Source organism: Thalassoglobus sp. JC818 (genome assembly GCF_040717535.1).
Classification (GTDB): Bacteria; Planctomycetota; Planctomycetia; order Planctomycetales; family Planctomycetaceae; genus Thalassoglobus.
In genome coordinates this window covers 141837-155489 of sequence record NZ_JBFEFI010000007.1, presented here as the reverse complement: position 1 = coordinate 155489, position 13653 = coordinate 141837, and the positions used below count along the sequence as shown (strand labels likewise).

Sequence of the window (13653 nt, the reverse complement as noted above, 5' to 3'; positions counted from 1 at the left end):
CCTACTTCGCCGAAGTGTTATGGCTCACAGCAGTTGGAGAATCAATTCTCTGGCAGCATGCAGATGGGCGCTGCTTTCCGAAAGAGTCCGTGAGGTCGGGGGATTCGCCTCGGATTTGACATTCGATGAGCGAAGCAAGCGGCTCAGATGCAACGATTGCGATCACGCCACCCTTTTTCACAGGCTTGCGCAGGGCTTCCTGAATTCGCTCGCAAGCATACTCTCCTGCCTCGCCTTGAGGTGGGCAGACCGAGCCGGGTGCTTCTCGCCACTGCTTGAAGACACGAGGCTGCTTCGCACGAATTTCCTCGAGACAGAGGCCCTGCCACAGCCCGAGGTCAACGTTGCTCAACTGATCGAGAACTTTCAGCGGGATATCAAGTTGCCGACTGATACGTCGTGCCGTCGACAATGCTGGTTCGTTGGGTCCGCAGTAAATCCGGTCAATCCCTGCCACCTGAACCTGATCAATCAGCGCGTCGACCTGACTGATTCCACGTTCAGTAAGAGGCAAATTCAAAGTACCCTGAAGCCGATCCTGGACATCGTAGTCCGTTTCGCCCGGCCGAATCAGGAAGATAGCCATGTTCATCCTTTAATTAAGTGGAAGGCGAGAACGACCGAGCAATCTCAGTCATCTCGCGAATCGCATCTGCATAGCTCGACTGATCAAAAATTGAACTGCCAGCCACGTAGACATCGACTTGGTGCGGAGCGACCAATGGAATGGTTTGAGGACCAATCCCTCCATCGATTGAAACAATCGCGGTCTCTCCAAAAACTTCTCGCACTTCTGCGACACGTTCGACGGACGCGGGAATGAAGGACTGCCCGCCGAAACCTGGTTCGACACTCATGACAAGGACAATGTCGACCAACCCCTTCAACGACGAAATTGCAGAGACTGGGGTCTTGGGATTGAGCGATATCCCGGCCAGTCGTCCTGCTTCGCGAATCCGATTCAAGATTTCTCTTGGGTCCGGAACCGCTTCAATATGTACTGTGATCCAGTCGCACCCAGCTTTCAGGTATTCATCGAGGTATTTTTCCGGATCGGAAATCATGAGATGAGCATCGAGAACCAATTCTGTGCGATCTCGAAATCGCTCGATCACCATCGGTCCGTAGGACAAATTGGGAACGAAATGACCGTCCATGACGTCCAAGTGAAAAAGTCTCGCTCCGGCATCCTCGAGCCGGGAGATTTCACTCTCCAGATTCCCGAAATCGCATTTCAACATTGATGGAGCAACGACCGGGAACTTTGTTTTCAATTGGCGCGTCATAGAGAGCAAATTCCTGCTACGGTTTGATTCAATGGAATTCTCTACATCGATTGGCGGATCGTCTAGTCAAATCGCACCAGCGACCGAATCGGATGGCTGAACTCCGGGAATCCCAGAGCAGTGTGTTATTCCGAGTACGCTTCAGGATCGTTTTGTTCGAAAAACTGCCGATTGACTCGCCCCGACAGGATGGTCCAAACTGATTCGAGCGTTTTCAATGATTTTCCTGCCCGCGAAAAGCGACTTCGCTCGTCAATTCCCTGACCCTCGCGAGATAGATCATTAGGGCGACGTCTCGAATTTCTCTTTGAAAGCAAATTTCTCTCTGAGGAACTGCTGGAGGCCTGTCAAAACATCGCTTCTGGTGGATGTGTGGCCTTGAAAACCGCAGAAATCCCAAATCTTCCCACATCTTCAAAAACACCATCAGCCGTGACTAAAGGTTTTCGTCACGGCTGATGGCTCAAAAACTCATCTCATCGACAACTTACATTGACGCAAGTTTCGCGATGAGGTCAGCGGTGCGGCTTGAGTATCCGAACTCATTGTCGTACCAGCTGAGGATTTTGACGAGGTTTCCACCAATCACCTGTGTCCAGCTTGCATCGAAGATGCTGCTGTGAGGATTTCCGATCACGTCCGAAGAGACAATTGGATCTTCGGTGTACTCGAGAATGCCTTTCAACGGGCCAGCTGCTGCTTCTTTGACAGCTGCGTTGACTTCTTCCGGAGTGGTGTCTTTTCCAAGAACAGCCACGAGATCGGTGACACTTCCGGTCGGAACTGGAACTCGCAGTGAGATTCCGGTCAGCTTGCCGTTCAATTCTGGCAACACTTGACCGACAGCTTTCGCTGCACCAGTCGAAGTTGGGATAATGTTGATCGCTGCTGCACGGGCACGACGGATGTCGCTGTGAATCTGATCTGAAACACGTTGATCATTGGTATAGGCGTGACAGGTTGTCATCAAGCCTTTTTCCAGTCCGAATTTTTCATTCAGGACCATCGCGACAGGTGCAAGACAGTTAGTTGTACAGCTGGCGTTCGAAACAGTCTTGTGCTCAGCATTGATCTGGCTGTCGTTGACACCCATGACGCAAGTGAAGTCAGGAGCATCTTTCGCAGGTGCGGAGATGACAACTTTCTTGGCCCCTGCTTCGAGGTGGCTGTCGTAGCCTGGTTTTCCGTCTTTTGCACGGGAAGTGAAGATTCCGGTTGACTCCAGAGCAACCTGAACGCCCATTTCTCCCCAAGGCAGGTCAGCAGGATTTCGTTCTGCGATGACTTTGACTTTTTGACCGTTGACGATCAGAGTGTCGCCTTCGACGTCAACTGTTCCGGGGAAACGACCTTGAACACTGTCGTACTTCAGAAGCATTGCCAACATCTTGGGATCGCTCAGATCGTTGATCCCAACAACTTCGAATTCGTCAGAGCGTGCCATCATCGCACGAAGAGAGATACGCCCGATTCGACCAAACCCGTTAATTCCTACTTTCACTGCCACGTTTTTGACTCCAATACAAAGTTCAGTTTCGAACGCTCTCTTTCACATGAAAGATCTGCGGGACCGTCCGGGTCCAGGATCTTTTCCCTTCCCACGTCGTTGGGTGGAATTGTAACTCCCTCCGAACGCCCCCTCAACTTACTCGATGCCATCTGTCAACCCGATATCAAGAATGAGAAGCGAGGCAACGTATCAACTTACACCTGCGCGACTTGCGTCTTGATCACCGGCTCTTCTCCACTCGAATTGACAGCCCCCAGAAACTTCTCGAAAAATGTTCTCGAGTTGACTGGAATTCTGAACATGTTTTCATCTAAACTCTTCGTTTCGATTTTTGCGAAAACGTCACGGTGAGATTATGCCTAAAGCGAAGACACACAAAGGGATTGCCAAACGGTTCAAAGTAACCGGGTCGGGCAAAAAGGCGAAGCATCGCAGCGCAAATCGCGGTCACATTCTCGGTAAGAAATCGGGAAAGCGAAAGCGACACCTGCGTAACGGGGGAATTGTGGACGGCGCGAACGCCCGCATGATTGTCGAAGCAGTGCGACCCAGCCTGTAATACTGTCATTGACGTGTTCCGACACGTCTTCATTGATTCCCAAATTGGCCGTGCCCGCAGCAACCTTGGCTTTCAAGACGCTGCAACAGTTTCAATTTGAGTCGATCTTCACTCAGGTGATTCTCACTTCTTGATATTCTCTCAGCTGACACGACATGGAGTTTGTGCAGCGACGAGCAAGCAAGCGATGCAGCCACGTGAAGGGCTCTGTTGATCCAGACCCAGCGAATTTCCGAACAGTCGCAATGCCAGCGATTGGATCGATCACCTCGCGAGAGCCTGTTTTCAGGTACGGCTTCCAAAAATTGTTTCAACCATCACTTCAAAGAGGACCTGTTTCAGCAGATCCGTTGAACGAGAAGTGATTTCGGTACAGGCAGTATTGAGATACTGCAGTTCAATGAGGTGAGCGAAAATGCGAGTCAGCTACGGAAAAGCACGTCGACGCAAGAAGAAGCGTCTTTTTAAGGAAGCCCGCGGTAATTTCGGGGGTCGGAGTAAGCTTTGGCGAACAGTTCAGGAAACTGTTCTGCGGTCCCGCGCGTATGCTTATCGTGACCGCCGTGTCCGTAAACGCGATTTCCGCGCTCTGTGGATCACTCGTATCACAGCTGCCGTCTCAGCCCGTGGACTTCGATACTCTCAGTTCATCTACGGTCTGAAACTCGCACAGGTCGAACTCAACCGCAAAATGCTCAGCGAAATCGCGATTCATGACCCAGAGGTCTTCGACGAAATCGTTGCAGTCGTCAAACAAGCCATCGAAAAGCAAGCCAGCGCTGCAGCAGCAGGCTAAATCGCATTTCGAATCGCCACTTCCAGAATTCGCATGAGCGATTGACCAGCTCCTGCAAAACGGTTCTTAAGAAGTGGCAAGAGAGTCATCTCTGATTGGCATCTTGAAATTTGAAAGACCACGAACAGTCTTGTTCGTGGTCTTTCTTTTTGGGCAATCGATTTCTGAAGAAGTTCGCGACAGCATTGAAACAACGCAAAAAAACCTCGTCAACCAGACACGGCTGACGAGGGCTTCTGCATTCCTCAGGATGACGCTTGCCAGACTAGAAGGTCAGGATGGCATCGACACCGAAGATTCCTTTGCCTGAGTTCTCGATCTCGGCGTTCTCATTGCCCGGATCCCACTGGTAGCGGATCTCAGGACGAACGACGAGGTTCGGAGTTGGTCGGTAGTTAACACCACCGGTCAGGGCGTATACGCTGGCTCCGTTTGACTTCCACCATTCTGCACGACCACCGACACCGAAGCATTCGTTGACGGAGTAGATCAGGTACTGGTTGAGGCCAATTGTTTCGTTACCGTCTTCGAAACCGATGAGGTTGTCGTTAGCGTCGGTAATACGATTATCAGAGTTCAGCAGGTCGGACTGGATGACCCAGTTCAACTTGTCAGACAGTGCAACGTCGACGACGACAGACTGTGAGTATCCGTTTCCGATCCATCCGAAGTCACCAGCGGTGATGATGTGGGTGAACGAGATGTTATCGCCAATTCCGAACGAGTATCCGCCCAGGAAGCTGCTTCCCTTTTTGCCGAACTGATCGAACTGGTTGAAGCCTGTATCCCATCCGAGTGTCCATCCACCGTAAAGGGTGAGGTTGTCGGAAGCGTTGTATGTCGCCAATGCACCGGTGTGAGTAAACGCTTCACTGTTGTACATGGTGAAGGCGTGTGAGAAGAAGAAGTTATCGGGAGCGGTCACCACTTCGTACCCGAGGAGGGTGTAGAAGTGACCAGCTTTGATCGACCAGTCTCCGAATGCAACTTCCCCGTACAACTGTGGAATGGCGAAGCCGAATTGACCGTGGTCGAATCCGTTTTCGTAGTCCCAGTTTCCTGGCTCGTTACCGAATGCCTGTGTGTCGTTGGCGTCCAGACCGTACATGAAGTCTCCGCGGAAACCCCAGTCAAGTCCGTTGCTGCCGTCGGCAACTTTTTCGGCGTACAACCAAGCCTGGTGTGTCGCCCATTTGTTTGGACGAGTGTTGAACAGGCCAGTTGATCGGCTGGTGTAACCAGACTGCAACCATCCACCGATATCGATTGGGGAGCACTCACCACAGATGGTCGTGCCCAGATCGAAACCGCAACCTTCCCACAGGTAGCAGCTTGAGCAGTCGTCGCAGCCGCCGCTCGCATCACAGCTATCGCCACAGAAGTTAAAGCAGTTGAGTCCACCGAACAGGTTAAAACACCCGCCGAGACCACATCCAGGTTCGCAGACGCTGTCGCATCCCAGACCATCGCACGGAGCTGCGTCGCACAACGGTGCGCACTCGTGGTTGATCTGTTGAACCAGTCCTCCTTGTTGTGCTCCGAGAATTGAATCAGCTCGTTGCACAAATTGGTTCTCCTGTGCACTTGCGCTCGTCGCAAGTCCACAGGCGGCTGTCAATGTCAACAGCCATCGTGTTGTGTTGACTTTCCTCATCGTCGGTTACTCCTAGTCACCTGTTGGAATTCGCGAGCACACGAATTCCGGTTTGCAGACAGTCGTTTCGTTCCTGGTCAAAATTCCCGGAAGGAGACTCCTTTTATGACTGACAGCAAAAACTGCCATCACTCGCTTCCTGAGAAGATTGAGCGCATCCAAAGGAACCACTCTAGCTCGTGAAATCGGTAACCACTGCACGGTGAAATCGCTCTTTCAAGAGAGGGCGATTCAAGTGTTGTAATCCGCAAACTTTCACTTCTGCGGGCCTCGAATCCCTTCCAATCCGGCTCCCAGACGCGAAAATGGCGGGAAATCGGCGGATACCGCCTGCTCAACCCTCTGGTTGGGTCTGTAATTCCATCATTTCACGGAGTGAAGATGTTTACGGTGAAAGGGATTTTCTGTTCAGTGAACGCCAAGATTGTTACATCCTGCATAATCGGAACCCTGACGTGGTTCGCTCTCACCGGATGTCGGCCGAAACCGCAGGACGGTAAGGATTTAACCAATCCGAAGACTTCCGAATCCCATCAATCAACTCCACTCTTTGAAGGCTGGGAAAACCCATCAGCCGTCTTTGTTTTTTCCGGCGACGAATCTGGCTATCTCGAACCCTGTGGATGCTCAGAAAGACAGTCCGGCGGATTCGCTCGGCGAGCCGACTTGATCCGTCAGATCGAGGATGAACGCGGCTGGCCCGTCACTGCTTTCGATGTCGGCGGAATTCTTGATCTGGACCGGATCACCTATCCTCAATCGAAGATTAAGTTCATGCGGATGCTCGACGGCTTTAATCGCATGGGGTATCAGGGACTGGCTCTGGGACGGGAAGAACTTCTCCTCGGACCTGCTGGAATCTTTGAAGCCCACACTCAGCTCTCAAGCGACGCTGAGTTCGACGTTCCGTTCATGGCCAGTAATGTCACTTTTTACGGAACCAAAGACCTCGGCACTCCAATCAACTCACGAGTTGTGGAAGTTGGCGACAAGAAAATCGGAGTGATTGCCATCGTCGGTGACACGACTCGTAAGAAACTTGACGAGACCGGCGTGACCCGAGATGAGAATGAACTGAAGATCGATCCGGTCGACGAAACACTGCGTGCAGCCCTGGACGAATTAAAGGCTCAGGAACCGAATCTGATCATTCTGTTGTCGCATTCTGAACTCGACGAGTCGGTGAGCATCGCAGAGCGATTTCCTGAAATCCCGATCATCGTTTCTGCTGGAGGCGCAGAAGATCCTCGACTCGAACCGACGATGGTTGGCGAAACGATGGTCGTCGAAGTGGGACGCAAAGGCAAAAACGTGGCTGTGGTCGCTCTCATGGATGACGGTAAGTTGCAACATGAAATCGTCGAACTCGATATGGATCGTTTTGAACTCGATCCACGCATGACGGATTTGATGCGCAATTATCAGAACGATCTCGAAGCAGCGTACGATCAACTCGTCAGCGACGATCTGGCGGTCAGTCACTCCCGATCATCAACTTTTGTCGGCGCAGAATCGTGCAAAGAGTGCCACAAAGGAGCTTACGAAGTTTGGAACAAATCTCGCCATTCCCACGCGCTGGAAAGTCTAGTCGAAGGCCGTGAAGGATACGGCGATGCTTGGGTGAGCCGCATTAACGATCCAGAATGTCTCACCTGTCACACCACTGGCTGGGATCAGCAAGCGGCTCTTCGGTTTAAGTCGGGATTTGCCAGTTTGGAAAAGACGCCGCATCTGGCAGGGAATCAATGCGAAAACTGCCACGGACCAGCTTCAGAGCATGTTGAGATCGAGAAGTCGATCCTGGCCGGGGCATCTCTCACTCCGGAATTGACGCTGGAGCGGAATGAGTCGATGCAGGAACTCCGAATCAGTCTGGCTCAGGCAAAGAAGAGCGTCTGCATTAAATGCCACGACCACGACAACAGCCCGAACTTCAACTTTGAAGCTTACTGGCCGAAGGTCAATCACTCAGGACTTCGGAACTAAAGCGAGTCGGTCAATAAGCTTTGAATCGATCGTTGCGTATGAGCAGCTAGTTGAGTCACCAGCCGACACAGTGCTGTTGCTGTCGGTAGGCAAGCAAGTGGCGAGGTGATCTCGCCCGTGCCGACTTTCGCTCGCTCGATGCTCACTCAGCCCAGGTGGCAAGTGGAAGCACCTTCCATAAGAGATATGCAGCTGGTCCGGCATAGATGACGCTGTCGAGAAGGTCGAGGAGTCCACCAAATCCCGGAAAGAGTGCGGCGGAGTCTTTTTTGCCGACTTCCCGCTTCAGGAAGGACTCCACCAGATCGCCGACCAGACCGACGACTCCGATGATGCATCCGTAGATCACAGAAAAGTACCACGGAGGGGCCGACCAGCTGGAATCGAACAGCGGAGTGGCGAATTGGAGCCAAAGCAATCCGCAGAGTCCCGCTCCCAGCAGAGCTCCGACTCCTCCGGCCAGTGTTTTGCCCGGGCTTAGATGGGGCGCGAGTTTTCGCTTTCCGAAGATCTTCCCGACAGAGAATGCGCCAACGTCCCCTCCCTTCGCACAGACCACCAGCGAGCCTAACACGAGATACCCGGCATCCATTCCAGCCACCCATCGCAGCTGCGTAGTGATTGCCAGAAGCACGCCGACGTAGCTGACGATTAGAATCTCGGTCCCGAGTGTTTCGATATTTCCGCCAGGACCTCGAAATCGGGCTGCCTCCGAAGCGCACAGGAGCAAGACCGCAAATGAATAGACCAGCGCAATCATTTCCATGGCTGCACTGACATCGCAATCTCCCTTGAGATGCGGAATCCAGCCAGCAAATACAATCGCTGCGGCACAGCTGAAGATGATCGGGAGTTGGAGTCGCTTCGATCGGTCACGGAAGAGGTCGATGCACTCCCAGACACTTCGAATCGCGAGTATCTCAGACAAGATCAGAAGATATAGCCCGGAACAGCCGACGTGTGCATCGAGATAAAAGACCAGAATCAGGAGTGGAATCAGGACTGCTGAGACCGCGAATCGCCAAGCGAGCATAAATGGTCAAATAAGGACTAAAGGAAACTTGAATTCCGCATGAAACGCTGGAGCAATATCCTCGAAAGCAACTCATCCGAATCAGAAAATGAATTCCACCGTACTCGTTCGAGTCACTCCATCAACTTGAGTGCCCCGGCGAAGCGAACGATGGGATTTCGGCTGAGCTCAACTTTCAAAGGACATTGAGTGTTCGCAGTATCTCCTCCTTCCGGACGAAACGCAACCTGACCCGACAGGCTTTCATCAGCGTGTTTCATTCGCATTTTCTCACACGACGTTTTAACCTCCTCTGGTCCTTGCAAACCCCGATGTTGATTGCGTCTCGCGTTATTTCTGAGCTTTGAGTGCCGCAACCAGCCGTTTCCCAACCAAGTTCCTTTCGCATGGCTGATGATTCACGACTGAAAGTCTGCTTCGTGGCAATCAATGCTTACCCGGCGATTGACGATCAGGTGACGGGGACGTTCGGCGGGATCGAAACTCGGTCATGGCTGATGGCACGAGCATTAGCTCGATTGCCGGAGCTCGATGTTTCTTTTGTCGTCAGACATTGGGACCCGCTTCGTCAGGACGAATATGAAGATGTGAAGCTGCACCTGATTCGTGACCGTTTTTTTCAGAAACGCGATTCTCTCTTGTCGCGAGTCGAGCGAACGTCTGGATTTCCGGGATTCAGGCTGCGGCACCCGCGATTGAGCGACGCCTTCTATCTTCCGCTCCTCGCGGGCATGAAATTCCTGCGAGGGAAGAAAGATCCGTGGCAACCTTCGGAACTTCTGCAACAAGTCGATAGCGACTTGTTCCTCTCCTTTGGCGTGCAAAGCCACGCAGCAACGGTGATTTCGTCCGCACATTCAACGAAACGCCCTGTTGTGCTTTTTCTGGGCTCCGACAGCGATCTCGATGAACGGTATTTACCCGGCAACGACTACACGAGCGTCTACCGAGATTCCGGAGAAGTATGCTACCAGGTCATTCAAAAGGCGGATGCAATTCTGTGCCAGACTCCTCGTCAGCAGGAGCTGCTGAGTACGAGATTTCACCGCGACGGAACAGTCATTCCGAACCCGATTGACCTCGAACAATGGGATCGACTCGCTTCGGACTCGATTCGTATTTCACTGGACGCGGTCCCATATGCTTTGTGGGTCGGACGAGCGGACCCGGTTCACAAACAGCCGCAGCACTTGATTGAGCTCGCCAAACTTTGTCCCGAGGTTCGATTTCTGATGATCATGAATCCTCGCGATGACGTTTGCGAATCGCAGATTCGTGAGACAGCACCGAGCAATGTCCAAATTGTGGATCGCGTTTCGTTTGCCGAAATGCCCGCGCTCTACAAAAACGCTTCTATGCTGATCAATACGTCCTCGCTGGAAGGATTTCCTAATACGTTTCTTCAAGCGGCAGCGAGTTCGATCCCAATCCTGTCACTGAATGTTGAAGAAGAATTCCTAAAGCGGACGCAGGCAGGTTTTTGTGCGAACGGAGATCTCGACGCCCTCGCTGAAAAGGTCCGACTTCATTGGAAAGAGCAGCAGGACTGTTCGCAGGCAAGACGTTACGTCGAGCAGCATCACAACATCGAGCAAACGACTCTCATGCTGGCCGACTCACTCCGCACGTTCTTTACGAACTGGACTTCGCGGACCTTGTGATTCCAGCCATCGGATGGCGGTCGGAACATCGCCTTCGTGACCACCTTCAAAAATCGTCAAACGAGTTGGTCCGGCAGTGCGGCGAAAGAGAATGCCGTGGCTTCGTGGCTCTTGCATCCCACGAAAGAGTTCGGTCGCTGGAACACTTTGCTCACGCACCATATGACTCATCAAAGCTTCCGGAACGACCTCATCTGAGAATCCCGACTGGCTCGCGACTTGATTAAAAGCGCTGATGCTGTGGCTGATCGGGACGCTTCCCGTATGTCCATCATGGATGCCCGCCTGGATATCAAGCGGAACTTTGACTGCGTTGTCGAGCCAAACTTTGGGAGACCGGTTCCGGTACTCTGAATCGATTTCTTCTGACTCGCCCGGAGAACCGCCGGTGACAGATTCGAGTTCTTTGGAGTACTTGAGACCAGCCGTTTGGGTTTCCTGATGCCAATTTGCAAGATCCCAGATGCCGACCCACGCCGACACACCGGCCCAATATTCGGGATGACGACCAGCCATAAGCATCGACAGATGCCCCCCTCCTGAAACACCGGTGAGGTAGACTCGGTCGGCATCGATTTCGTGCTCTTTAATCATCCAGTCGACCGCATCGATCACATCCTGGACGGCGAGTTCCGAGCCACATGCTTCCGGACCTGTGTTCGCTCCCCGAAAATTTGGATGGATGAGCGCCCATCCGCGAGATGAACACTCTTCGACAGCGACCTCAATGTGTCCCTTCTGATGGTAGTCACCGCTCCAGGTATGAAGCAGGACCAACAGCGGAAGGCTTTTCTGATCGGAGGCCGTTTTCTCCGGGAGGAACATCAACGCAGGCTGTTCAGTCTGGTCCGCTGTGCTTGGAACTTTGACCTCGACGAGATCCTGAGAGATTCCAATCTGGCACAGCGACACGACAACAAGCATCGCGAGCCAGAAACGCCGCACGACAGGGCTCGAAAACCGAATCATGAATCCTCCATTCGCTGCTTAATGACAACCAGCATTATCAACCCGTCGACGATGAATGCCGAAGTTGCAGTCAACTACGACAATCCACCGGTTCGAGATTGAAGCGTGTTGACCGCTTTGAGGAATCGTTGTTGAACATCGAGCGGAATTTCTGAGAACTGATCGAGAAGTTCCGGTGAGAGTACGGTGACGACTCTTTCGATGGCGCCCGCAGCGCGTTTATACAAGTCGGCCGCTTCGGGATCACTTCTTTCCTGTTGATCTTCTCCAGCGACTTCTCCACGTGCTCCTTTGCCAAATGGAGCGTATTCGCTCTGTCCTGCTTCTCTGGGAGCGGATGAAACCGTCTCGGCACGACCCGATGAAGCTCCTGCGCCCGCCATGGCTGGCTCGCGGTCCTCATCGACCTCTTCGACGCGTTGCAGCGAGTTTTGATCGATACTCAGATATTCTGGAGCGACGCTGAATGGCGGAAGTTCTTCAGAAGGTTCCTTGAGATCTTCCCCATGCTGAGCCCGTCGCCACGCTTTCATTTCAGCGACGGTGGCCTCGATTTCGTTCGCCCATTGGAGACACTCAGCAGCGTCATCCCAGTTAACGGCGACATAGAAGTGTGACCACTTCAAGTTCGGGTAGTCTCCGCTGACATCCGCGAAACACTCCCAAACACGGCGACGTTGATAAACCTGATCGCCGCTCAACCCGATCAGTGCTCCGAAATCGGCATCGGTTCGGCCGCGTGAATAGCGTTCGGTCCATTCAGCAGCGCACTCTCCGATGACCCAGTTGCACTGGCTCAATGCTTCCTGGGCGCGCGTAATCAGTTGGTCTTCCGACTGAATTTCCTGAGTCATGAATTCCTATACTCTCTCGCTAGAAGTGACCAAGCACGTTGATCACCTGACCATAACAACTATTCAACACAGTTTTCTATTCGATGTCCCGTGTCCGGTGACCCCTTCCGGGTCATTTTCCGCTTCAAATCAGGTTGTGGGACGAACTCGCCTGCGATCTCAGGAAAATCCGCTAAACTTGCCCCTGACTTCCCAGTGTCCGATCTCTGATCGCTTTGGGATGGCTCATCCGACGAATTTTCACCGGCTCATGCTTGCGAAAACGGCAAATTCCCGAGTCGGCATGCAGGATTCCCCCGCAAAGCAGCTTCAGCCTGACTACGGTAACGAAGTGAAGAAATTGTCAAGGACTCCACAATGGAAGTGACAACAGAAGTCCGCGAAACGCGTCGTTTGCTTCGGGAAGCGCGGCAGAAAGGTTGCCGAATTGGCTGTGTCCCAACGATGGGCGCACTTCACGCTGGTCATTTGAGCCTGATTGAAGAGTGTCGAAAAAGTGTGGATTTCGTGTTGGTAACCATTTTCGTTAACCCCACACAGTTCGGCCCCTCAGAAGATCTCGAACGGTATCCCCGTCCATTGGCCCAGGATCTGAACTCTTGTGAGCACGTTCAGGTTGATGCAGTCTTCACACCGGAAATCCCGACACTCTACCCCGAAGGATTCGACACCTGGGTAGAATGTGGCGAAATTTCCGGAATTCTCGAGGGGGCTTCTCGCCCGGGACACTTTCGAGGAGTGACGACCATCGTCGCCAAGCTTCTGAATATCGTTCAGCCGGATGTCGCCTGTTTTGGGCAAAAAGACTACCAGCAGCAAACGATCATTCGTCAAATGGTCCGAGACCTGAATATCCCCACGGAAATCGTCGTTTGTCCGACTCTGCGTGAAGCGGACGGACTCGCTATGAGTAGCCGGAACGCCTACCTGAACGAACAGCAGCGAGCTTCGGCAGTTGCCCTGCACCAAGCATTGGAACGGGCGGAACAACTGCTTCAAGCTGGCGAGGCCTCTTTCAAGGACGTTGAAGAGGCGATGATCGAGCGGCTGAAGTCATTCGACGGAGTGAATCCGGAATACGCGGTGATTCGAGATCCTGACTCATTACAGGAACCTGATGAGGCAGCGACATCGGTTGTGGCGCTCATCGCTGCCCGATTGGGGCAGACACGCTTGATCGATAACCGTACGATTCCGATCACGAAATGAGACTCAAGCTCGACTTGAATCGTTACAGACGAATCGGATCGCTCGAAGCGAATTCCAAGGTGATATGCGCATCCGTGATTTCGCTCTAAATCCCATTTTAAGAACGAATCTCTCGACGAACGGAGAATTGACAATT

13 protein-coding genes are annotated in these 13653 nt (G+C 52.6%); 5 read left to right on the top strand and 8 right to left on the bottom strand.

Going from position 1 to position 13653, the window contains the following annotated elements:
- Position 1: 1 nt before the first annotated feature.
- From AB1L42_RS18560 to gap, 3 genes are all read right to left on the bottom strand, one after another.
- Positions 2–586, bottom strand: a complete 585-nt coding sequence (locus tag AB1L42_RS18560) for a histidine phosphatase family protein (RefSeq protein WP_367059501.1) — start codon at positions 584–586, stop codon at positions 2–4.
- A 13-nt stretch (positions 587–599) separates the two neighbouring features.
- On the bottom strand, positions 600–1286 hold the full coding sequence (rpe, locus tag AB1L42_RS18555) for a ribulose-phosphate 3-epimerase (protein ID WP_367059498.1): 687 nt from the start codon (positions 1284–1286) through the stop codon (positions 600–602).
- 487 nt (positions 1287–1773) lie between these two features.
- Positions 1774–2793: a type I glyceraldehyde-3-phosphate dehydrogenase gene (gene gap / locus AB1L42_RS18550; RefSeq protein ID WP_367059495.1), complete on the bottom strand. Its 1020-nt coding sequence runs from the start codon at positions 2791–2793 to the stop codon at positions 1774–1776.
- A gap of 358 nt (positions 2794–3151) precedes the next feature.
- Here gap and rpmI point away from each other — a divergent pair, with 358 nt between their 5' ends.
- Together rpmI and rplT are read left to right on the top strand one after the other, a co-directional pair.
- Positions 3152–3355: a 50S ribosomal protein L35 gene (gene rpmI, locus AB1L42_RS18545; RefSeq protein WP_145195813.1), complete on the top strand. Its 204-nt coding sequence runs from the start codon at positions 3152–3154 to the stop codon at positions 3353–3355.
- Between the two features lie 415 nt (positions 3356–3770).
- Positions 3771–4151 (top strand): 50S ribosomal protein L20, encoded by a 381-nt coding sequence (rplT, locus tag AB1L42_RS18540; RefSeq protein ID WP_367059491.1) that lies wholly within the window; start codon positions 3771–3773, stop codon positions 4149–4151.
- Positions 4152–4416: 265 nt separating this feature from the next.
- Here the strand turns inward: rplT and AB1L42_RS18535 are convergent, their stop codons facing one another.
- Positions 4417–5805 (bottom strand): outer membrane beta-barrel protein, encoded by a 1389-nt coding sequence (locus tag AB1L42_RS18535; protein WP_367059488.1) that lies wholly within the window; start codon positions 5803–5805, stop codon positions 4417–4419.
- 381 nt (positions 5806–6186) lie between these two features.
- On the opposite strand from AB1L42_RS18535, the gene AB1L42_RS18530 reads away from it, so the two are divergent.
- The gene (locus tag AB1L42_RS18530; protein WP_367059485.1) at positions 6187–7791 is read left to right on the top strand and encodes a multiheme c-type cytochrome; all 1605 of its coding nucleotides are present in this window, start codon (positions 6187–6189) and stop codon (positions 7789–7791) included.
- A 142-nt stretch (positions 7792–7933) separates the two neighbouring features.
- Here AB1L42_RS18530 and AB1L42_RS18525 read toward each other — a convergent pair whose 3' ends face one another.
- Together AB1L42_RS18525 and AB1L42_RS18520 are read right to left on the bottom strand one after the other, a co-directional pair.
- Positions 7934–8824, bottom strand: coding sequence for a phosphatidate cytidylyltransferase (locus tag AB1L42_RS18525; protein ID WP_367059482.1), 891 nt, complete (start codon positions 8822–8824; stop codon positions 7934–7936).
- A 113-nt stretch (positions 8825–8937) separates the two neighbouring features.
- The gene (locus tag AB1L42_RS18520; protein WP_367059479.1) at positions 8938–9084 is read right to left on the bottom strand and encodes a hypothetical protein; all 147 of its coding nucleotides are present in this window, start codon (positions 9082–9084) and stop codon (positions 8938–8940) included.
- 126 nt (positions 9085–9210) lie between these two features.
- Between AB1L42_RS18520 and AB1L42_RS18515 the strand changes: the two genes are divergently transcribed.
- Positions 9211–10485, top strand: coding sequence for a glycosyltransferase family 4 protein (locus AB1L42_RS18515; RefSeq protein ID WP_367059476.1), 1275 nt, complete (start codon positions 9211–9213; stop codon positions 10483–10485).
- Here the strand turns inward: AB1L42_RS18515 and AB1L42_RS18510 are convergent.
- Positions 10441–11454, bottom strand: coding sequence for a prolyl oligopeptidase family serine peptidase (locus AB1L42_RS18510; protein WP_367059473.1), 1014 nt, complete (start codon positions 11452–11454; stop codon positions 10441–10443). The two genes, AB1L42_RS18515 and AB1L42_RS18510, sit on opposite strands and share 45 nt — an antisense overlap.
- A gap of 74 nt (positions 11455–11528) precedes the next feature.
- Positions 11529–12308, bottom strand: a complete 780-nt coding sequence (locus AB1L42_RS18505) for a hypothetical protein (RefSeq protein ID WP_367059470.1) — start codon at positions 12306–12308, stop codon at positions 11529–11531.
- A 357-nt stretch (positions 12309–12665) separates the two neighbouring features.
- On the opposite strand from AB1L42_RS18505, the gene panC reads away from it, so the two are divergent.
- Complete coding sequence (gene panC, locus AB1L42_RS18500) at positions 12666–13517, top strand: pantoate--beta-alanine ligase (protein ID WP_367059467.1); 852 nt, start codon at positions 12666–12668, stop codon at positions 13515–13517.
- Positions 13518–13653 lie beyond the last annotated feature (136 nt).